Raw genomic sequence first — 19,262 nt, forward strand, 5'->3', positions numbered from 1 at the left:
CGGCCCCCTCCGGTACGGAACCGGGCTGTTCAGCGCCCGCCCGAGACCTCCAGGAACGCCCCCGTGGTGTACGAGGCCGCCGGGGAGAGCAGGAAGAGGACCGCCTCGGCGACCTCCTCCGGCTGCCCGCCGCGGCGCATCGGCAGGTTGGGCGCGACCCGGTCGACCCGGCCGGGCTCGCCGCCGAGCGCGTGGATGCCGGTGTGGATCAGCCCCGGTCGCACCGTGTTGACCCGGATGCCCTCGGCGGCGACCTCCAGGGCCAGGCCGCGGGTCATCGAGTCCACCGCGCCCTTGGCGGCCGCGTAGTCGACGTACTCGTTCGGCGAGCCGATCCGGGAGGCCGCCGAGCCGACGTTGACGATGGCGCCGCCGCGCCCGCCGTGCCGGGTGGACATCCGGCGGACGGCCTGGGCCGCGCAGAGGAACGGGCCGGTGATGTTGGCGGCCCAGATCCGGTTCAGCCGGTCCTCGTCGATCTCCTCCAGCCGGCACTGCTTCTCCAGCGTGCCGGCGTTGTTCACCAGCCCGGTGAGCGGGCCGAGTTCGGCGTCCACGGTGGTGAACAGCCGCTCCACCTCGGCGGTGCGGCTGACATCGGCGCGGACCGCGAGGGCGGTGCCGCCGTCGGCCCGGATCTTCTCCACGACGGCGGCCGCGTTGGCCTCGTCCGTACGGTAGTTGACGCAGACCCGGTAGCCGCGGCGGGCGGCCAGCAGGGCGGTGGCGGCACCGATGCCGCGACTCGCGCCGGTGACGATCAGGACCTCATCGGTCGGGGTGGTCGACATGGCCCGTACGCTACCCGGCGGCCCGGCCGAGGACACCCGCCGCGGCCGCCCGCGGGGCCGCGATCCTCGGGGCCCGGTATCGGCGGCCGGGCCGGCGCCGGAGCGGAATTCGCTCGCCCGGCGCGGCCCGCTCCGGCGAGGATGCCCGGACGAGGATGCGGTGCCCGCCCGTCCGTACGAGAGGAGTCCGCCGATGTCCGCCGTTCCCGCTGCTCCCGTCCCTCCGTCCGTCCCCGGCACGGTGCTGCTCTCGGGCATCGTCGGCTCCACCGCGTACGGCTTCGCCCACGCCGGCTCCGACCTCGACCGGCTGGGCCTGTTCGCCACCCCCACCGAGGAGTTGCACGGCCTGCACCGCCCGGCCGAGTCCCAGGTGACCACCGCGCCGGACCTCACCCTGCACGAGGCCGCCAAGTGGTGCCGGCTGGCGCTGGGCTGCAACCCGACCGCCTCCGAGCTGGTCTGGCTGCCGGACGGGCTCTACGAGGTCCGCACCCCGCTCGGCGACGAACTGGTCGGCCTGCGCACGGCCTTCCTCAGCGCACCGGCCGTACGGAAGGCCTACCTCGGCTACGCCGACCAGCAGTTCCGCAAGCTGCTGACCCGCGACACCACCGACCCGGCCACCCGCCGCCGGGCCGCCAAGCACGCCCGGCACCTGGTCCGGCTGGTCGAGCAGGCCGTCCGCCTGCACGAGACCGGCCGCAACCCGATCCGGCTGCCCGACCCCGAACGCATCCGCGAACTGGGCGAACGCATCGCCGACCACCCCACCCTCGCGGAGGGCCTGCTGGCCGACGCCGCCGACCGCCTCGCCGGCCCCGGCGTGCTGCCCGCCGCGCCCGACCCGCGCCCCGTCGAGGCCTGGCTCCGCCGGGTCCGCGCCGCCCACTACACACCGCCTCAAGACCCGCTCCACAACCCCGGCACGCCCGCGCAATCCACTGGCGGAGCCCTGGGCCCCACCGGGTAGGATCGCCGTGGTCCTCCCACCCGGAACCCCGGGTGTTCCAGGGCCGCGGGGCGCTAGCTCAATTGGCAGAGCTGCGGACTTTTAATCCGTAGGTTCAGGGTTCGAGCCCCTGGCGCCCCACCGCACCGAGGCCGGATCGGGATGTTCTCCGATCCGGCCTCCGCCGTTCCCGGGCGTGGGCGTTCCGCCGCCCGGAGCCGCGCACCGTCGCGGGCCGCGGCCGGTCCTGGCGGAAGCCGCCCGGGTGTGCCCCGCGGGCCCAACTCCGGTGCGTGCGAGGGCGTTGGGGTGCCTGGTCCGGGGGTGGGCCGATCCGCTGCCGTCCGTGGCCGGTTCGCGCCCCGCGGCCGGTGCCGATCGCGTGGCGCCCCCACCTGCCGTGCCGGTGGCTGGAATTCGGTGTGGACGGGGACCGGTGGAGTGGCATGGGTCACGTCGGAATCGGGCGTTTTCGACTGTTCTGCGGTGGTGTTGCCCGTCGGTCGGCGGGGTTGTCCGAGGGCCGAGGGTCGGTGATCGTGTCGGGCCTAAATATGATCGGAAGCCACGATCGTCGGTTAGTGGTGACGGTCGTATGTGCAACCTGGGAACGGTTCGGGCCGTCTCTCTGTGTGCGGTGCGCCGGATCGTCAGGGGCGTCGCTTCCGTCGGTGAAAGGTACGCGCATGTCAGGTCGGAGGGGCGAGAGCCCGGCTCGGGGCGAGGACATGCCCACGACGGAAGGTGCGGAGAGTTCAGTGCCCGGTCCGCGCAGCGGTGGCCGGGCGGAGGCCCGCCGTGCCGCGCAGGGCAAGGGTGGCGGTTCGGCCACCGCGGGTGCCGCGGGTGCCGCGGCCGCCGCGGGTGGCGGCCGGGCCGCGGCGCGCAAGAGCGCCAAGCCCAAGAAGAACGTGAAGAAGATCGTCGCCTGGTCGACGGCGGGCGTGCTGGTGGTCATCGCCGGTGTCGGCGGCGCGATCTACCTCAAGCTGAACGCCAACATCAAGTCCTTCGACGCCGACGCCATAGCCCGCAACCGCCCCCCGGAGGCGAAGGCCGACGCGGACGGCAACAGGCCGGTCAACGTGCTGCTGATCGGCTCGGACAGCCGCGGCAAGAACAACTCCGACCTCGGCGGCGGCGCCGACGACGGCGGCGCCCGCTCGGACACCACGATCCTGCTGCACGTCTACGCCGACCACAAGCACGCCGTCGGCATCTCGATACCGCGCAACGCCAAGGTCGAGCTGCCGTCCTGCAAGCTGCCCAACGGCAAGTGGACCAAGGGCGGCAACACCGACCTGTTCAACGCCGCGTTCTCGATGGGCGGCAGCGACGACGGCAACCCGGCCTGCACCCAGAACACGGTGGAGAAGCTCACCGGAATCCGCGTCGACCACACCCTGGTCGTCGACTTCAACGGCTTCGCCGCGATGACCAAGGCCGTGAACGGCGTGGACATCTGCCTGCCGAAGCCGATCTACGAGGGGGACATCAACCCCAACCTGAAGAGGAAGGGCGACCTCGTCCTCCCGCAGGGCAAGCAGACCGTCGAGGGCCAGCAGGCGCTCGACTACGTCCGGCTGCGGCACGGCATCGGCGACGGCTCGGACATCGGCCGGATGAAGCGCCAGCAGGCCTTCCTCGGCTCGCTCGCCACCAAGATCAAGAAGGAGGGGATGAACCCCACCACCCTCCTGCCGCTGGCCGACGCCGCGACCAAGTCGCTGGTCGTCGACCCGGGCCTGGACTCGGCCGACAAGCTTGCCTCCTTCGGCCTGTCGCTGAAGAACATCGACATGCACGACCTGAAGTTCGTGACGGCACCCTGGCGCTTCCGCACCCAGGACAAGGACCTCGACCTGGTCCAGCCGGACGCCAACAAGCTCTGGGAGACCCTCAAGGCCGACCAGACCATCGACGGCCAGAACGCCACCGGCCAGCAGCCGGACGCCCCGGCGGACGGCACCGGCCCGGCTCCGCAGCAGCCCGCCGCGCCCACCACCCCGGCCGCCCCGGCCGCGGACACGTCCAACTCGGCGATCAGGGTGGCGGTCTACAACGGGACGATGACCAACGGCCTGGCCGGCAAGGCGACCGAACTGCTGAAGGGCGCCAAGTTCACCGCCAGCACGGCGGGCCAGGCCGCGAGCACCAAGTACAAGACCACCACGATCGAGTACGGCACCGGGCAGAAGGCGAACGCCGAGAAGGTCGCCGCGCTGTTCCCCGGCGCCAGCCTGGAGTCCAGCACCGCCCGGGGCATCTCGGTGATCACCGGCCAGGACTTCGCGGCCGCGATGGGGATGTCGACCGGTGCCCCCGCCGGCGGCGGCGCGACGGCCGCCACTCCGGGCGTCCCGGCGCCCCCGCAGCCGCTGCCGACCACCATCACCAACGACGCCCGCTCGGCGGACGACGACATCTGCGCGAACACCAGTTACGGCAGCGGCGGCTGACCGCACCGGAACGACCGCACCCACCGGAACGACGGGGACGACCCCCGGGCCGGCGCCCTCCGGGGCGCGCGGGCCCGGGGGTCGTGCCATGGTGGGCGTAAGGGAGTCCGGCGGCCACCGAAAGGCGGACCCATGCCCGAGATCGCCCTCCAGCTCGACATCGCCGCGCCCCGGGACGTGGTGCTCGCCGCACTCACCACGCACGACGGGCTGACCGCCTGGTGGACCACCGGCGTGGACCGGGACGGCGACGTCCTGCTGTTCGACTTCCCCGACGTCCCCGAGCCGTTCCGGCTGCGGGTGGAGCGGGCCGACCGGGACCGGGTGGTGTGGACCAACGCCGGGTCCTTCCCGCCGCACTGGGCCGGCACCTGGATCAGCTGGGAGCTGTCCGACCAGCCCGTCGCCCCCGACGAGCCCACCGCCTCCGAGCCCGACCGGCCCGCCGCGCCCGGGCGCACCCGGCTGCTGTTCCGGCACGGCGGCTGGCAGCCGGGCAGCGAGGACGGCGTCCCGGCGGTGGCCGGCACCTGGGCCGAACTGCTGGTCCGGCTCAAGGACTACGCGCAGAGCGGCAAGGTGCAGCCGTACTTCGTCACCGGGCACCACCACGACGCCCCGTGAGCAGCCCGGGGAAGAGCTCGGGGAACAGCTCGGGGAACAGCCCCGGTGAACAGCCCGTGAGCACCCCGCCCGAGCCCCGTGACGGTCCGGCCGCCGGTCGCCCGCCAGGGCGCCGTCCGGTGGCGGGATCGCGGCGGCGGACCGAAGGTGGCGGTGTACCGCCGTCGTCCCGGCCGGGCCGTACCCCCACCAGGCCCGGCCGGGACGAGGGCCCGACCGCTCCGACCGTCCCGACCACCACAGCCGGCCACCACCGCCTCCGGGAGGCCCAGCAATGCCCGTAGTCACCGATCCGTACAAGCCCGGCACCCCGTGCTGGGTCGACCTGATGGCGAGCGACCAGCAGGCCGCGCTCGACTTCTACCGCGACCTGTTCGGCTGGCAGGGCGAGGTCGGCCCGGCCGAGTTCGGCGGCTACGCCGTGTGCATGCTCAACGGCCGGCCGGTCGCCGGGATCATGGCGCAGGCGGCGCCCGAGGGGCAGCCGACGCCGCCCGTCGCCTGGACCACCTACCTCGCCTCGGACGACGCCGACGCGGCCCGGGCGTCCATCACCGAGGCCGGCGGCACGGTCCTGTACGACCCGATGGACGTCGGCACGATCGGCCGGATGCTGGTCGCCGCCGACCCGACCGGCGCGGTGTTCGGGGTCTGGCAGGCGATGGACTTCATCGGCGCGGGCGTGGTCAACGAGCCAGGCGCACTGGTCTGGAACGAGCTCAACACCGCCGACACCGGCGCGGCCGGCCGCTTCTACCAGCCGGCCCTCGGGCTGCGCCCGGCCACCATCCAGGGCATGGACGGCTACTTCTCGCTCAACGTCGCCGACCGCACGGTGGGCGGCATGCAGGCGATCCCCGGCTACCTGGCGGCCGGGACGCCCTCGCACTGGATGACCTACTTCTCGGTGGACGGCGCCGACTCCACGGTGGACGCCCTGGTCAAGGCCGGCGGCTCGGTGATCCAGCCGGCCTTCGACATGCAGTCCGGCCGGATGGCGGTGGTCCAGGACCCGCAGGGCGCGGTCTTCGCGGTCATCGAGGCGCCCGAGGCGCAGATGCCCGACTCGCCGTAACGCCGCCCCGGCGCCGTGACGCCGCCCGGTCCGGCCCGGCCCGGCAACCGGAAGCCGCCCTTCCCGCGACGCGCCGCCGGGAAATGGGCGGCTTCCCCCCGTTCCCGGGTAAGACTGCACCCATGCTGGGGCTACCGGACGACATCCGTGCTTTCCTCTTCGACCTCGACGGGGTGCTCACCCAGACCGCGAAGGTGCACGCCGCGGCCTGGAAGGACACCTTCGACGCCTTCCTGCGCGCCGAAGCCGCCCGCACCGGCGGCCAGTTCGTCCCCTTCGACGCCGTCACCGACTACGACACCTACGTGGACGGCCGCCCACGCCTGGACGGCACCCGCGCGTTCCTGCGCAGCCGGGGCGTCGACCTGCCCGAGGGCACCCCGGACGATCCGCCCAACTCCCCCACGGTGCAAGGGATCAGCCGGGCCAAGAACGACACCGTGCTGCGGCTGATCCGGGAGCAGGGCGTCCAGGCGTACCAGGGCTCGGTCGACTACGTGCACCGGCTGCGCGCGGCCGGGCTGCCCAGCGCCGTGGTCTCCTCCAGCGCCAACTGCCGGGACGTGCTGCGGGCGGCCGGCATCGAGGAACTGTTCGAGGTGATCGTGGACGGCAACACCGCCAAGGCCGAGGGACTGCCCGGCAAGCCGGCCCCCGACACCTACCTGTACGCCGCCCGCGCCCTCGGCGTCGAACCCGCCCACGCCGCGGTCTTCGAGGACGCGCTCGCCGGGGTCGCCTCCGGCCGGGCCGGCGGCTTCGGCGCGGTGGTCGGGGTGGACCGCACCGGCCAGGCCGCCGAACTGCGCCGGGACGGTGCCACCGTGGTCGTCCAGGACCTCTCCGAGCTCCTGGGGGAGGAGGAGGCATGACTCCCGGGGACAAGAACTTCGCGATCGACCCCTGGCAGATCACCGAACAGGGCCTGGACCTGGCCTCGATGGCCCGCGCCGAGTCGGTCTTCGCGCTCTCCAACGGCCACATCGGCCTGCGCGCCAACCTGGACGAGGGCGAGCCGCACGGCCTGCCCGGCACCTACCTCAACGGCGTCTTCGAGCTGCGCCCGCTGCCGTACGGCGAGGGCGGCTACGGCTACCCGGAGTCCAGCCAGAGCGTCATCAACGTGACCAACGGCAAGATCATCCGGCTGCTGGTGGACGACGAGCCCTTCGACCTGCGCTACGGCGAACTCGTCAGCCACAAGCGCTGGTTGGACGTCCGCGAGGGCCTGCTGCACCGCGAGGCGGAGTGGACCTCCCCGGCCGGGCGGACGATCAGGGTGCGCTCCTCCCGGCTGGTCTCGCTCACCCAGCGCGCCGTCGCCGCCGTCGAGTACAGCGTCGAGGCGGTGGACGGCCCGGTGCGGATCGTGCTCCAGTCCGAGCTGGTCGCCAACGAGCAGCTGCCCGGCGGCCCCGAGGGCGACCCGCGGGCCGCCGCCGTGCTGGAGGCGCCGCTGCAGCCCGAGGCGCACCACGCCAGCGGGACCAAGGCGATCCTGGTGCACCGCACCCGGTACAGCGGCATCCGGGTCGCGGCCGGGATGGACCACGTCATCGAGGGGCCGGAGAAGTCCGACACCGTCGCCGAGGCCGACGCCGACCAGTGCCGGATCAGCGTCACCACCGTGCTCAAGGCCGGACAGCGGCTGCGGCTGACCAAGTTCATGGCCTACGGCTGGTCCGGCACCCGCTCGCTGCCCGCCGTCCGGGACCAGGTGGAGGCCGCGCTGACCGCCGCCCGGTACACCGGCTGGGACGGGCTGATCGCCGAACAGGCCGAATTCCTCCAGGAGTTCTGGGAGACCAGCGACATCGAGATCGAGGGCGACGTCGAACTCCAGCAGGCCGTCCGGTTCGCCGTCTTCCACGTCCTGCAGGCCGGCGCCCGCAGCGAGGAGCGGGCCATCCCCGCCAAGGGGCTGACCGGGCCCGGCTACGACGGGCACAGCTTCTGGGACACCGAGACCTTCGTCCTGCCGGTGCTCACCTACTGCCTGCCCGCCGCCGTCAACCAGGCCCTGCGCTGGCGGCACACCACCCTGCCGCTGGCCCGTGAGCGGGCGGTCCAACTCGGCCTGTCCGGCGCGGTGTTCCCGTGGCGGACGATCCGCGGCGAGGAGTGCTCCGGGTACTGGCCGGCCGGCACCGCGGCCTTCCACATCGGCGCCGACATCGCCGCCGCCGTCGCCCGCTACGTCCGGGCCACCGGCGACGCGGAGTTCGAGCGCGAGTACGGGCTCGAACTGCTCGTCGAGACCGCCCGGATGTGGCGCTCGCTCGGCCACCACGACGTGGCCGGGAGGTTCCGCATCGAGGGCGTCACCGGCCCCGACGAGTACAGCGCCGTCGCGGACAACAACGTCTTCACCAACCTGATGGCGCAGACCAACCTGCGCGCCGCCGCCGAGGCCGCCGTCCGCAACCCGCACGAGGCCGCGCTGCTCGGCGTGGACACCGAGGAGACCGCCGCCTGGCGCGACGCGGCCGCCGCGATGTACATCCCGTACGACGAGGACCTCGGCGTGCACCCGCAGGCCGACGGCTTCACCCACCACCAGGTCTGGGACTTCGAGCACACCCCGCCGGAGAACTACCCGCTGCTGCTGCACTACCCGTACTTCGACCTGTACCGGAAGCAGGTGGTCAAGCAGGCCGACCTGGTGCTCGCCATGCAGGTCCGCGGCGACGCCTTCACCGACGAGCAGAAGGCCCGCAACTTCGCCTACTACGAGCGGCTGACCGTCCGGGACTCCTCGCTCTCCGCCTGCACCCAGGCGGTGATCGCCGCCGAGGTCGGCCAGCTCGACCTCGCCTACGACTACACGGCCGAGGCCGCGCTGATGGACCTGCACGACCTCGGCGGCAACACCCGCGACGGCCTGCACATGGCCTCGCTCGCCGGGGCCTGCATCGCCCTGGTGGCCGGCTTCGGCGGGCTGCGCGACCACGGCGAGGCGCTCTCGTTCCGGCCCCGGCTGCCGTCCGGGCTGATGCGGCTGAGCTTCTCGCTGCTGGTGCGCGGGCACCTGCTCGGCGTCGAGATCACCCACGAGCGGACGACGTACACACTGCGCCGCGGCGAGGTCCTCCACGTCCGGCACGACGGCGAGGCGGTGCAGGTCAAGTCCGGTGCCCCGGTCACCCTGCCGACCACCGCCCCGCCCGCCCAGGAGCGGGTCGCCCAGCCCCCGGGCCGCGAACCCGGCCGCCGCAAGCCCCAGGCCGGCCTCGCGGCGGGCAAGCTCGGCCAGCAGGACCACCTGGCGGCCGAGTAGCAGCCCGCACCCCGCTCCCGCCGCCTCACCCGTTCGCCCCGCCCCGGCTGCGCCGCCCCCGGCCGCCCCGGAGAGTGCTGGTGTCCCGTGGAGCCGCCCCAGCGAAGGAGTCGCCGCCGTGCCGAGCGTGGCCGAACAGATGGTGGAAGTGCTCCGGCAGGCCGGGGTGGAGCGGGTCTACGGCGTGGTCGGGGACAGCCTCAACCCCGTCGTGGACGCCATCCGGCGGGCCGACGGCATCAGCTGGGTGCACGTGCGCAACGAGGAGGCCGGCGCCTTCGCGGCCGCCGCCGAGGCCGAACTCTCCGGCCGGCTCGCGGTCTGCGCCGGCTCCTGCGGCCCCGGCAACACCCACCTCGTCCAGGGGCTGTACGACGCCCAGCGCAGCGGCCTGCCCGTGCTCGCGCTCGCCTCGCACATCCCGTCCGGGCAGATCGGCACCGGCTTCTTCCAGGAGACCCACCCCGAGCGGGTGTTCACCGACTGCAGCACCTGGTGCGAGATGCTCTCGACCCCCGCCCAGCTGCCCCGCCTGCTGCGGGTCGCCGTCCAGCACGCGCTCGGCTCGCACGGCGTCTCGGTGCTCGCCTTCCCCGGGGACGTCGCCGCGCTCTCCGCCGCCGCCCCCACCGGCACCAGCCACTTCCTCACCGAGCAGGCCGTCGCCGCCCCGCCCTGGTCCCAGGTGCAGGAACTGGCCCGGCTGCTCAACGGCGCCCGCAAGGTGGTGCTGTTCTGCGGCGCCGGGGTGCGCGGGGCGCACGCCGAGGTGATGGCCGCCGCGCAGGCCCTGAACGCGCCGATCGGCCACTCCCTGCGCGGCAAGGAGTGGATCCAGTTCGACAACCCGTACGACGTGGGCATGAGCGGCCTGCTCGGCTACGGGGCCTGCCACGAGGCGCTGCACTCCGCCGACCTGGTGGTGCTGCTCGGCACCGACTTCCCGTACGACTCCTTCCTGCCGCAGGCGCACACCGTCCAGGTCGACCACGACGCCACCCGGCTCGGCCGCCGCACCGCCCTCGAACTCGCCGTCCACGGCGACGTGGCCGCCACCCTGCGGGCCGTGCTGCCGCTGCTCGACGCCAAGCGCGACCGCGCCTTCCTGGACGGGATGCTGCGCAAGCACTGCCGGTCGCTGGAGGACGTGATCGGCGCGTACACCCGGGACATCGAGAAGCACCTGCCGATCCACCCCGAGTACGTCGCCTCGGTGCTCGACGAGGTGGCCGCCGAGGACGCCGTGTTCACCGTGGACACCGGCATGAACAACGTCTGGGCCGCCCGCTACCTCCAGCCCAACGGCCGCCGCCGGGTGATCGGCTCCTTCCTGCACGGCTCGATGGCCAACGCCCTCCCGCACGCGATCGGCGCCCAACTCGCCTGCCCCGGGCGGCAGGTGGTCGCGATGGCGGGCGACGGCGGGATCGGCATGCTGCTCGGCGAGCTGCTCACGGTGGCCAAGCACCGGCTGCCGGTGAAGACGGTGGTCTTCAACAACGGCGCGCTCGGCATGATCAAGCTGGAGATGCTGGTCTCCGGCTACCCGGAGTTCGAGATCGACAACGGGGACGTGGACTACGCCGGGATCGCCCGGGCGATGGGCATCCAGGCCAAGCGGGTGACCGAGCCGGCCCGGGTCCGGGAGGTGCTGGTCGAGGCGCTGGAGCGGCCGGGCCCGGCCCTCGTGGACGTGGTCACCGACCCCAACGCGCTCTCCATCCCGCCGCACATCACCGCCGCCCAGCTGAAGGGCTTCGCGCTGGCGGCCGGAAGGACGGTGCTCTCGGGCGGCGTCGGACGCATGGTCGACCTGGCCCGGAGCAACCTGCGGAACATCCCGCGGCCGTGAGCGGGGGCCGGTCGGGGCGCCTGTCAGGAGGCCTGCCGGAGGGTCTTGCCTCTGAGGCAAAATTCTTGCCCGTGCGGCACGGCGGGTGTCCACTGGACACATGACCAGCAGCTCCACCGGCGCCGCCGCAGCAGGCGAACAGCTCGACGACCAGGAGGTCGCCGGCCTCGCCGCCCGTCTCCGTGAGCACCGGCTCAGCAGCCGTCTCACGCTGGAGGTGGCCGCCGGGCGGGTCGGGCTCTCCCCAGCCTATCTGTCCCGACTGGAAACCGGCCGCCGGCAGCCCTCGCTGCCCGTCCTGCTCGGCCTCGCCCGCGCGTACGGGACCTCGGTCTCCGGCCTGCTCGGCGAGACCCTCGCCGAGCCGGACCCGATCGTCCGCGGCGGCGCCATCGAACCCGGCCGGGCCGGTGGCTGGGGCTACCGCCGGGCCGGCGCCCCCGGCCGCGCGATGCAGGCCCTGCGGGTGCACGTCCCGCCGGGCGTGCAGGACACGGTGGTCCGGGTCCACCCGGGCGAGGAGTGGCTGTACGTCCTCAAGGGCGCGCTCCGCGTCACCCTCGGCGACCGCGTCCACCACCTCGCGGTGGGCGACTCCGCCCACTACGACTCGCTCACCCCGCACTGCATCGCCGCAGAGTCGGACAGCGGCGTCGAACTGCTCTTCGTCCACACCCTGCTGCAGAGCCCCGGCGGCGAACTCTGCCTCGGCGGCGGCCCCGCCGCCGTTCACTGACCTGCCGTCAGAACACCCCGGAGGAGATCACCATGGCCGATCCCACCACCACCGTCACCCCGGCCGCCGACGCCGAGAACCCGGCCGCCGGTGCCGACACTCCGGCCGGCCCGAAGACCATGGACGCCGGCAAGTGGGCCAACAAGCGGGTCTACCACCGCCTGGTGCTCTACACCGTCGGCTGCCACCTCTTCGCCGGGTTCATCATCCTCCTGTTCCAACTCGGCAGCCGGAACAAGTAGTTCACACCCCGAACCGTCCGCCCGCCCCCACCCCCGAGGGGGCGGGCGGACCGCCGCTCCCGCACCGGCCCGGCCACCCGCACTCCCCTCTCCCGCTCAGGCCCCGCGCAGCAGTTCGCAGAGGGCCTGGACCGCCGCCGGGAAGGCGTGGTCCGGTGAGGTCGCGTAGCCGATGACCAGGGCGGTCGGGGCCTCGGCGGGGGACGGGGTGGTGCGGTGCCAGGCGAGGCCGTGGAGGGCGAGGCCGGCCTGCTGGGCGCGGGCGAGGAGTTCGGGTTCGGGGGTGGAGCCGGGCGGCAGCCGGATGACGACGTGCAGGCCGGCCGCGATGCCGGTGACCCGGACCTGCGGGGCGTGTTCGGCGAGCGCCGCGACCAGGTGGTCGCGCCGGCGCCGGTAGTGCAGCCGGCAGCGCCGTACGTGGCGGTCGTACGTGCCGGAGGTGATCAGTTCGGCGAGCGTCAGCTGGTCCAGCACCGGGGACATCGTGTCGGCCAGCGCCTTCAGTCGGGCGACCGGCTCGACCAGTGCGTCCGGCAGGGCCAGCCAGGCCAGCCGCAGGCCCGGCGCGAGGCTCTTGGCGGCCGTCCCGGCGTACACCACCCGTTCCGGGTCCAGTGCCTGCATCGCGCCGAGCGGCTGCCGGTCGTAGCGGAACTCGCCGTCGTAGTCGTCCTCGATGACGTACCGGTCCTGCTCCCGCGCCCACCGCACCGCCTCGGCCCGCCGGTCGGCGGAGAGTGCCGCGCCGGTGGGGAACTGGTGGGCGGGGGTGAGGAGGACGGCGCCGGCCCGGGGGTCGAGCCGGTCGACCAGGGCGCCGTCCGCGTCCAGCGGCACCGGGGCGGTGGCGAGTCCGGCGGCCCGGGCGACCGCGTGCTGCGGCGGCAGCCCGTACTCCTCGACGGCGAGCGTGCGGGCGCCGCGTTCCCGCAGGGCGGCGCAGAGCAGGCCGAGGCCCTGGGTGACGCCGGTGCAGACGAGCAGGTGGTCGGGGTCGGTGCGCACCCCGCGGACCCGGGCCAGGTAGTGGGTGAGCGCCTGCCGCAGTTCGATCCGGCCGAGCGGGCTGCCGTAGTCGAGGGCCTCGTGCGGCGCGGTGGCGAGGGCGCGGCGGGCGGCGGCCAGCCAGGCGGTGCGGGGGAAGAGCGAGAGGTCGGGCCGTCCGGACATCAGGTCGTACCGGGCGGTCTGCCGCGCCCGTACCGCCCGGGGGGCCGGCCGCCGGCCCTGGACCGGTTCCGGGACCGTCCGCCGGGCGACGGTGGTGCCGGAGCCCTGCCGGGAGCTGAGCCAGCCCTCGGCGGTGAGCTGGCCGTACGCCTCGACCACGGTGTTGCGGGCGATCCCGAGGTCCTCGCCGAGGGCCCGGGAGGACGGCAGCCGGGTGCCGGGGGTGAGCCGCCCGTCCTGGACGGCCTCGCGCAGCGCGTCCTCCAGGGCGGCCCGCAGTCCGGCGCCGGCGGCCCGGCGCTCGGTGAGGTCCAGGTGCAGGTCGCCGCCGAAGGTGGTCCAGGAGGTGGTCCGGGAGGTGCTCACGGCCTCCATTCTCGCCTGTCGCCAGGGGGCGCGGGCGGGGTCGCCGGGTGGCGCCGGCGGGCTCCTCCCCATCGTGTCCTCCCGGTCGGTTAGCGTCCGTCACTGGACCGACGGATCCCGACCCGAGGATGTGACAGGGTGAGCGAGGAGAACCTCCCGGCCGAGCCGGCTGAAGCAGTCGAACCGGCCGAACCGACCGAACCGGCCGAACTGGCCCGGCGTTTCGAGGCGGAGCGACCCCAGCTGCGGGCGGTGGCCTACCGGATGCTCGGGTCGCTCGCCGAGGCCGAGGACGCCGTGCAGGAGGCCTGGCTGAAGCTGGGCCGCAGCGATGTGGGCGGGGTGCGCAACCTCGGGGCGTGGCTCACCACCGTGGTCGGCCGGGTCTGCCTGGACCAGTTGCGTTCCCGTGCCTCCCGCCGGGAGGACCCGCTGCCCGAGCAGGAGGGCCGGGTGCGGCTGCCGGACCCGGTGGTCGGCGGGCTGTCGGCGCTGGACCCGGTGCACGAGGTGCTGGTCGCGGACTCGGTCGGGATCGCGCTGATGGTGGTCCTGGAGACGCTCTCCCCGGCGGAGCGGGTGGCCTTCGTGCTGCACGACATGTTCGAGGTGCCCTTCGACGGGATCGCCGAGGTGCTCGGCCGGACCTCCGCCTCCACCCGGCAGTTGGCCAGCCGCGCCCGCCGCCGGGTCCAGGGCGCGACCCCGGCCGCGGACTCCGACGACGCCCGCAAGCGCGAGGTGGTGGAGGCCTTCCTGCGGGCCGCCCGGGGCGGGGACTTCGACGCTCTGCTGACGGTGCTCGACCCGGACGTGGTGGCCCGGTCGGACGGCGGCACGCTGGTGCCGAGCGTGCTGCGCCGCGGTGCGGCGGACGTCGCCTCGCAGGCGATCGCCTTCGCCCGCTTCGCCGCCGACGGGCGGCTGGTGCCGGTCAACGGCTCGCCCGGGGTGGTGTCCTTCGCCGGGGGCCGTCCGCTGTCGGTCATGTCGTTCACCGTGCACGGGGGCCGGATCACCGGGCTGGACATCCTCACCGACCCGACCCGGCTGGCCGCCCTGGGCCTCACCACCGGCTGACCGGGAACCGCCGGGGGCGCCCGGGCGCGGGCGGGGCGCCCCCACCGTTCCTCCACGTGGTGTTTCCCGTCGCTTTCCGGGCCGCCGTCACACTCGCGCGCTACGGTGCCGCCCATGGCGAACTTTGTGCTGGTGGCGGGCGCCTGGCTCGGCGCCTGGGCGTGGGACGAGGTCGTGGCGGAGCTGCGCGCGGCCGGGCACGGGGCGTACCCGCTGACGCTCTCCGGGCTCGCGGAGAAGCGCGGCGCGCCCGCCGGGCAGCAGGCGCACGTGGCGGACGTCGTCGCGGAGGTGGAGCGGCTGGACCTGCGCGAGGTGGTGCTGGTCGGGCACAGCTACTCGGGCATCCCGGTGGGCCAGGCCGCCGAGCGGATCGGCGGGCGGCTGGCCGGGCTGGTCCTGGTGGACGCCAACGTGCCGGTGGCGGGGGAGTCCTTCGCCGACCAGCTGCCGGAGCCGGCCGCGCTGCGGGCCGACCTGGCCGCGCACGGGGGCTGGTGGCCGCCGCTGCCGCCGGCCGAGTTCGCCGAGCAGGGGCTGACGGTCGGGCAGATCGCCCGGATCGCCGCGGGGGCGACCCCGCACCCGGGCCCCTCGCTGACCGAACCGGCCTTCCTGGAGGGCCCGTTGAGCTGGCTCCCGGCGGTGTACGTGAAGTGCCTGATGGACTGGCCGGAGCCGCCGCCGGTGGTCGCCGGGCTGGTCGCGGACGGCCACTGGCGGCTGGTGGAGCTGGACACCGGGCACTGGCCGATGTTCTCCCGGCCGGCCGACCTCGCCGGGATCCTGGGCGAGGCGGCCCGTACGGCGAAGAGCGGTGGCCGGACGGCCCGGAGCGGCGGCCGGACGGCTCAGAGCGACAGGTAGACCGCGCTGCCGACGCCGGCCAGGAAGCAGTACAGCGCGAACGGCGTCAGGCTGCGGGTCTCGAAGTACCGGGTGAGGAACCGCACCGAGACGTAGCCGGCCACGAAGGCGGCGACGCTGCCCGCGAGGACGGGGCCGAGCACGCCGGAGTTCTCCGGCCTGAACAGCTCGGGCACCTTGAGCACCGAGGCGGCCAGGATGACCGGGGTGGCGAGCAGGAAGGAGAACCGGGCGGCGTCCTCGTGATGCAGTCCGCGCAGGATGCCGGCGCTCATGGTGACGCCGGAGCGGCTGATGCCCGGGAACAGCGCGAGGATCTGCGCGGCGCCGATCCAGGCGCCCTGCCCGTAGCCGAGCCTGGTCAGCCGGTGGTCGGAGGCGATCGCCGGGTCCAGGCCCGGCTCGTCGGCGGCGTGTCCGGCGGCGTGTCCGGCCCGGCGGCGGCCGGTGCCGCCGCGCTTGAGCCGCTCGGCGCCGAGCAGCACGAGCCCGTTGAGGGCGAGGAAGACCGCGGCCGGGACGGGCTTGCCGAGCGCGTTGCGCAGGGCCTTCTCCAGCGCGAGGCCGGCCACGCCGACCGGGATGGTGGACAGGACGAGCAGCCAGGCGAGCCTCTCGTTGCGGGTCTCCACCCGGCGGTGCCGGATCGAGCCGAACAGCCCCTCGACCACCCGGACCCAGTCCTTGCGGAAGTAGACCACCAGGGCGAGCGCGGTGGCCAGGTGCAGGGCGACCAGGGCGGCGAGGTACGAGGAGCCCTCGGCGGTCATGTCGAGGTCGTGCTGGATCCGCCCGCCGACCAGGGCGGGCAGCAGGATGCTGTGGCCGAGGCTGGAGACCGGGAAGAGTTCCGTCACGCCCTGGAGCAGGCCGACGCCTATCGCTTCCGGGTAGGTCAGGGTCGACATCGCGCACCTTCGCTCGGGGGTCGGTGGCCGGCCGGGTCGGGGGCCCTCGCGAAGCTACTACGCGCATGTAGACGTTCGGCAGCCCCGCCGTCGGAAGTTCACCGACCGTACGGCTGCGGGACACCGGGGGCGAGGTGCCCGATCAGCGCCGCCGCCACGGAGGCCAGGACGGTGGCGGACGGGACGGCCCGGTGCGCCGCGTCGCCGAGCAGGACGACGGCGGTCACCGCGGCCGGCATGCCCGCCAGCGGCAGGGCGACGGTCAGGACGGCGAGCAGGCGGCGGGGGCGGCGCGGGGGGTCCGGGCGGGTCACGGCGGTCTCCTTCGGGCTCGACCCGGGCCACGATGCCGCCTCCCGCAGCGTCAGGTGCAAGCCCTTTTCCCGGCGCCGCCCGCCGCCGCCCGCCGCGAGCCGCGGGTCAGCCCGTCGCCACCCGCCGCCACCCCGGCCCGTCCGCGGCCACCGGCGCGGCCGCGAAGTCGTAGCGCAGCAGGTCCGGCCCGAGCGCGAGCAGCGAGATCGACGAGGACCCCCAGATCCGCCCGTCGCCGAAGTCGCGCCGCTGGATCAGCGCGGCGTCCGCGTCCGGCGCCAGCCCGTCCCCGGCGACGATCGGCAGCCATCCGCCCCAGGCCGCGGCGGTCGGCCCGTCGGTGGTCGGTTCGGGCCGGGGTTCGGCGGTGAGGCGGGACCGGAAGTGGGCGGCCCGCGCGGCCATCAGGTCGCGGATCCGCTCGGAGGTGGTCCGGTCGGCCGCTCGGCCCTCCAGCCCGTCGTTGAGCGCCACGCTCAGGCCGGACGGCAGTTCGCGCTCCTCCAGCCGTCCGCCGCTCCAGCTGGACACCCGGGCCCCGTCGGCCCGGACCAGGACGAGGTGGAACGGGTCGTACGGGGTGAGGTCGAGGTGGCCGATGCCGCCCTCCCGGACGGCGGTGAGCGGCAGCCGGCCGCGGGTGCGCCGGGCCTCGGCGGGGGCGAGCGGGCCGAAGCCGTTCAGCAGGCAGGCGGCGGTGTGCCGGGCCGGGTCGACGGCCAGCCAGGTGCCGCCGGCCGCGAGGTCCAGTCCGCCGAGCAGGTCGGGCCGGTCCGGCCAGTGGTGGTCCGGCGGCAGCCAGGCGCGGCCCAGGTACTCGTCCCGGACGGACAGCAGCAGCACCGGCACGGCCGCTTCCGGCTCGATGCTGACGAACGCCGTGCACACGACCGGGCCCCCTGACCTCGTCCTGTCGGAGACCTCCTGGCGGTGATCTCCTGCCGGCGATCCTCGCACGGTCGTTCGCACGCCGGAAGTGGCCCAAGGAACGCGTGGCCGAACGCACCAGGACGGCAGGCCACCCCGCTCCTAGGCTGGCGACCATGACGACGAACGAGACCACGCGCGCGACCGCGGACGGGACGGCCGGTACGGACGGCGCCCCGGTGCCCGCCCCCGAGCAGCGCCTGCTGATGCACAAGCTCGCCCCCGCCTACTACCAGGCGATGGTCGCCGTGGACCGGGCCTCCCGGGAGGGCGTCGACCCGGTCATCGCCGAGCTGGTCAAGGTGCACGCCTCGATGCTCAACGGCTGCGCCTTCTGCATCGACATGCACGCCACCGACGCCCGCAAGCACGGCGAGCAGGACCACCGCCTGGTCTCCCTCCCGGCCTGGCGCGAGACCCCGTGGTTCACCGCCCGCGAGCGCGCCGCCCTGGCCCTCACCGAGTCCGTCACCCTGCTGACCCAGGGGCACGTGCCGGACGCCGTGTACGCGGAGGCCGCCGCGCGGTTCGACGAGACCGAGCTGGCCCAGCTGATCGCGCTGATCGCCACCATCAACGCCTGGAACCGGATCGGCGTGTCCACCCGCATGAGCCCGGCCGCCAGGTGAGCGCCGCAGACCCCGCCGTCCGGCGGGAGCGGGCCCGGCTGCTGCGGGAGCTGCACCGCCCGGGCGAGCCGCTGGTGCTGGCGAACGCCTGGGACGTGCCGAGCGCCCGGCTGGTGGCCGCCGCCGGGGCGCGGGCGGTGGCGACGGCCAGCGCGAGCGTGTCCTGGTCGCTCGGCAGCGCGGACGGCGGCGGCGCCGACCCCGGGCAGGTGCTGGCCCGGACCGCCCAGGTGGTCCGCGCGGTCGACCTGCCGGTCACCGCGGACCTGGAGGGCGGCTACGCGGACACCGCCGCGGGGGTCGGGGAGACGGTCGCCGCGCTGCTCGCCACCGGCGCCGTCGGGGTGAACCTGGAGGACGAGGGGCGCCCCCCGGCGGAGGCCGCCGAGCGGATCGCGGCCGCCCGGGCCGCGGCGGACGCGGCCGGCGTGCCGCTCTTCGTCAACGCCCGGACCGACGTGTTCCTGCGCGGGATCGGCGCCCCGGAGGGCCGGCTGGACGACGCGGTGCACCGGCTGCGGGCGTACGTCGAGGCGGGCGCGGACGGGGTGTTCGTCCCCGGGGTGTCCGACCCGGAGACCATCGCCGCCCTGGTCGGGGCCGTCCCGGCGCCGCTGAACGTGCTGGCCGGCCCCGGCTCCCCGGCGGTCGCCGAGCTGGCGAAGCTCGGCGTGGCCCGGATCAGCCTGGGCCCGGGCCTGGCCGAGGTGGCGTACGCGGCGGTCCGCCGGGCCGCCGAGGAGGTGTACGGGAGCGGCACGTTCACCGCGCTCTCGGAGGGGCTGGGCTACCCGGAGCTCAACCGGCTGTCCGCGCTCTGAACCCGGCGGCCTGAGCGCCGCGGGTCGAGCGGTCGTCGTGCGTCGGGTGGCGCGGGCGGCCGGCCGTTCGGGGGTCGCATCAGGAGGCCGGGGAGGAGATCCACCGGCTGGTCGGCATGAACCGGGAGCAGTTCTGCCAGGTGGTGCTGCTGCCGCAGGGCGACTTCG

18 protein-coding genes and 1 tRNA gene are annotated in these 19,262 nt (G+C 74.7%); 14 read left to right on the forward strand and 5 right to left on the reverse strand.

The genetic code is table 11. The features are described 5' to 3' along the window. Positions 1–29: 29 nt before the first annotated feature. Positions 30–791, reverse strand: a complete 762-nt coding sequence (locus tag ACWDCZ_RS25515; protein WP_117488954.1) for an SDR family oxidoreductase — start codon at positions 789–791, stop codon at positions 30–32. 193 nt (positions 792–984) lie between these two features. On the opposite strand from ACWDCZ_RS25515, the gene ACWDCZ_RS25520 reads away from it, so the two are divergent. The 10 genes from ACWDCZ_RS25520 (at position 985) to ACWDCZ_RS25565 (ending at position 12,008) form a co-directional block, all read left to right on the forward strand. Then, on the forward strand, positions 985–1,764 hold the full coding sequence (locus ACWDCZ_RS25520; protein ID WP_117488956.1) for a nucleotidyltransferase domain-containing protein: 780 nt from the start codon (positions 985–987) through the stop codon (positions 1,762–1,764). A 47-nt stretch (positions 1,765–1,811) separates the two neighbouring features. Next, a tRNA-Lys gene (locus tag ACWDCZ_RS25525) sits at positions 1,812–1,884 on the forward strand. 587 nt (positions 1,885–2,471) lie between these two features. Next, positions 2,472–4,202, forward strand: a complete 1,731-nt coding sequence (locus ACWDCZ_RS25530) for an LCP family protein (RefSeq protein ID WP_449817047.1) — start codon at positions 2,472–2,474, stop codon at positions 4,200–4,202. Positions 4,203–4,334: 132 nt separating this feature from the next. After that, on the forward strand, positions 4,335–4,826 hold the full coding sequence (locus ACWDCZ_RS25535) for an SRPBCC family protein (RefSeq protein ID WP_049651766.1): 492 nt from the start codon (positions 4,335–4,337) through the stop codon (positions 4,824–4,826). A 274-nt stretch (positions 4,827–5,100) separates the two neighbouring features. Then, complete coding sequence (locus ACWDCZ_RS25540; protein WP_049651767.1) at positions 5,101–5,901, forward strand: VOC family protein; 801 nt, start codon at positions 5,101–5,103, stop codon at positions 5,899–5,901. A 122-nt stretch (positions 5,902–6,023) separates the two neighbouring features. Further along, positions 6,024–6,773 carry an HAD family hydrolase gene (locus ACWDCZ_RS25545; RefSeq protein ID WP_049651768.1) on the forward strand — a complete coding sequence of 250 codons (750 nt, stop codon included), beginning with the start codon at positions 6,024–6,026 and terminating at the stop codon, positions 6,771–6,773. Continuing rightward, positions 6,770–9,178 (forward strand): glycoside hydrolase family 65 protein, encoded by a 2,409-nt coding sequence (locus tag ACWDCZ_RS25550; RefSeq protein WP_049651769.1) that lies wholly within the window; start codon positions 6,770–6,772, stop codon positions 9,176–9,178. Before ACWDCZ_RS25545 ends, ACWDCZ_RS25550 begins: the two co-directional genes overlap by 4 nt. Positions 9,179–9,317: 139 nt before the next feature. After that, complete coding sequence (locus ACWDCZ_RS25555) at positions 9,318–11,030, forward strand: pyruvate dehydrogenase (RefSeq protein WP_449817054.1); 1,713 nt, start codon at positions 9,318–9,320, stop codon at positions 11,028–11,030. Positions 11,031–11,130: 100 nt separating this feature from the next. Next, a complete protein-coding gene (locus ACWDCZ_RS25560) occupies positions 11,131–11,766 on the forward strand; it encodes a helix-turn-helix domain-containing protein (protein WP_049651770.1) in 636 nt (211 codons plus the stop codon). A gap of 32 nt (positions 11,767–11,798) precedes the next feature. Continuing rightward, positions 11,799–12,008 (forward strand): DUF6126 family protein, encoded by a 210-nt coding sequence (locus tag ACWDCZ_RS25565; RefSeq protein ID WP_049651771.1) that lies wholly within the window; start codon positions 11,799–11,801, stop codon positions 12,006–12,008. 96 nt (positions 12,009–12,104) lie between these two features. On the opposite strand, the gene pdxR is transcribed toward ACWDCZ_RS25565, so the two are convergent. Beyond that, on the reverse strand, positions 12,105–13,547 hold the full coding sequence (gene pdxR / locus ACWDCZ_RS25570) for a MocR-like pyridoxine biosynthesis transcription factor PdxR (RefSeq protein ID WP_449817048.1): 1,443 nt from the start codon (positions 13,545–13,547) through the stop codon (positions 12,105–12,107). A gap of 210 nt (positions 13,548–13,757) precedes the next feature. Here pdxR and ACWDCZ_RS25575 point away from each other — a divergent pair, with 210 nt between their 5' ends. Further along, complete coding sequence (locus tag ACWDCZ_RS25575) at positions 13,758–14,627, forward strand: sigma-70 family RNA polymerase sigma factor (RefSeq protein WP_449817055.1); 870 nt, start codon at positions 13,758–13,760, stop codon at positions 14,625–14,627. A 114-nt stretch (positions 14,628–14,741) separates the two neighbouring features. After that, on the forward strand, positions 14,742–15,494 hold the full coding sequence (locus ACWDCZ_RS25580) for an alpha/beta fold hydrolase (RefSeq protein ID WP_449817049.1): 753 nt from the start codon (positions 14,742–14,744) through the stop codon (positions 15,492–15,494). Here ACWDCZ_RS25580 and ACWDCZ_RS25585 read toward each other — a convergent pair. The 3 genes from ACWDCZ_RS25585 to ACWDCZ_RS25595 form a co-directional block, all read right to left on the reverse strand. Continuing rightward, complete coding sequence (locus tag ACWDCZ_RS25585; RefSeq protein ID WP_449817050.1) at positions 15,479–16,402, reverse strand: undecaprenyl-diphosphate phosphatase; 924 nt, start codon at positions 16,400–16,402, stop codon at positions 15,479–15,481. The two genes, ACWDCZ_RS25580 and ACWDCZ_RS25585, sit on opposite strands and share 16 nt — an antisense overlap. A gap of 98 nt (positions 16,403–16,500) precedes the next feature. Further along, positions 16,501–16,716, reverse strand: coding sequence for a hypothetical protein (locus ACWDCZ_RS25590; RefSeq protein ID WP_074002072.1), 216 nt, complete (start codon positions 16,714–16,716; stop codon positions 16,501–16,503). A 106-nt stretch (positions 16,717–16,822) separates the two neighbouring features. Further along, positions 16,823–17,605 carry an NRDE family protein gene (locus ACWDCZ_RS25595; RefSeq protein WP_449817051.1) on the reverse strand — a complete coding sequence of 261 codons (783 nt, stop codon included), beginning with the start codon at positions 17,603–17,605 and terminating at the stop codon, positions 16,823–16,825. A gap of 155 nt (positions 17,606–17,760) precedes the next feature. Here ACWDCZ_RS25595 and ACWDCZ_RS25600 point away from each other — a divergent pair, with 155 nt between their 5' ends. Continuing rightward, positions 17,761–18,273, forward strand: a complete 513-nt coding sequence (locus tag ACWDCZ_RS25600; protein ID WP_449817052.1) for a carboxymuconolactone decarboxylase family protein — start codon at positions 17,761–17,763, stop codon at positions 18,271–18,273. Next, a complete protein-coding gene (locus ACWDCZ_RS25605) occupies positions 18,270–19,094 on the forward strand; it encodes an isocitrate lyase/PEP mutase family protein (RefSeq protein ID WP_449817053.1) in 825 nt (274 codons plus the stop codon). Before ACWDCZ_RS25600 ends, ACWDCZ_RS25605 begins: the two co-directional genes overlap by 4 nt. Positions 19,095–19,262: the final 168 nt, after the last annotated feature.

The sequence above is a fragment of the Kitasatospora sp. NPDC001225 genome (assembly GCF_053597855.1).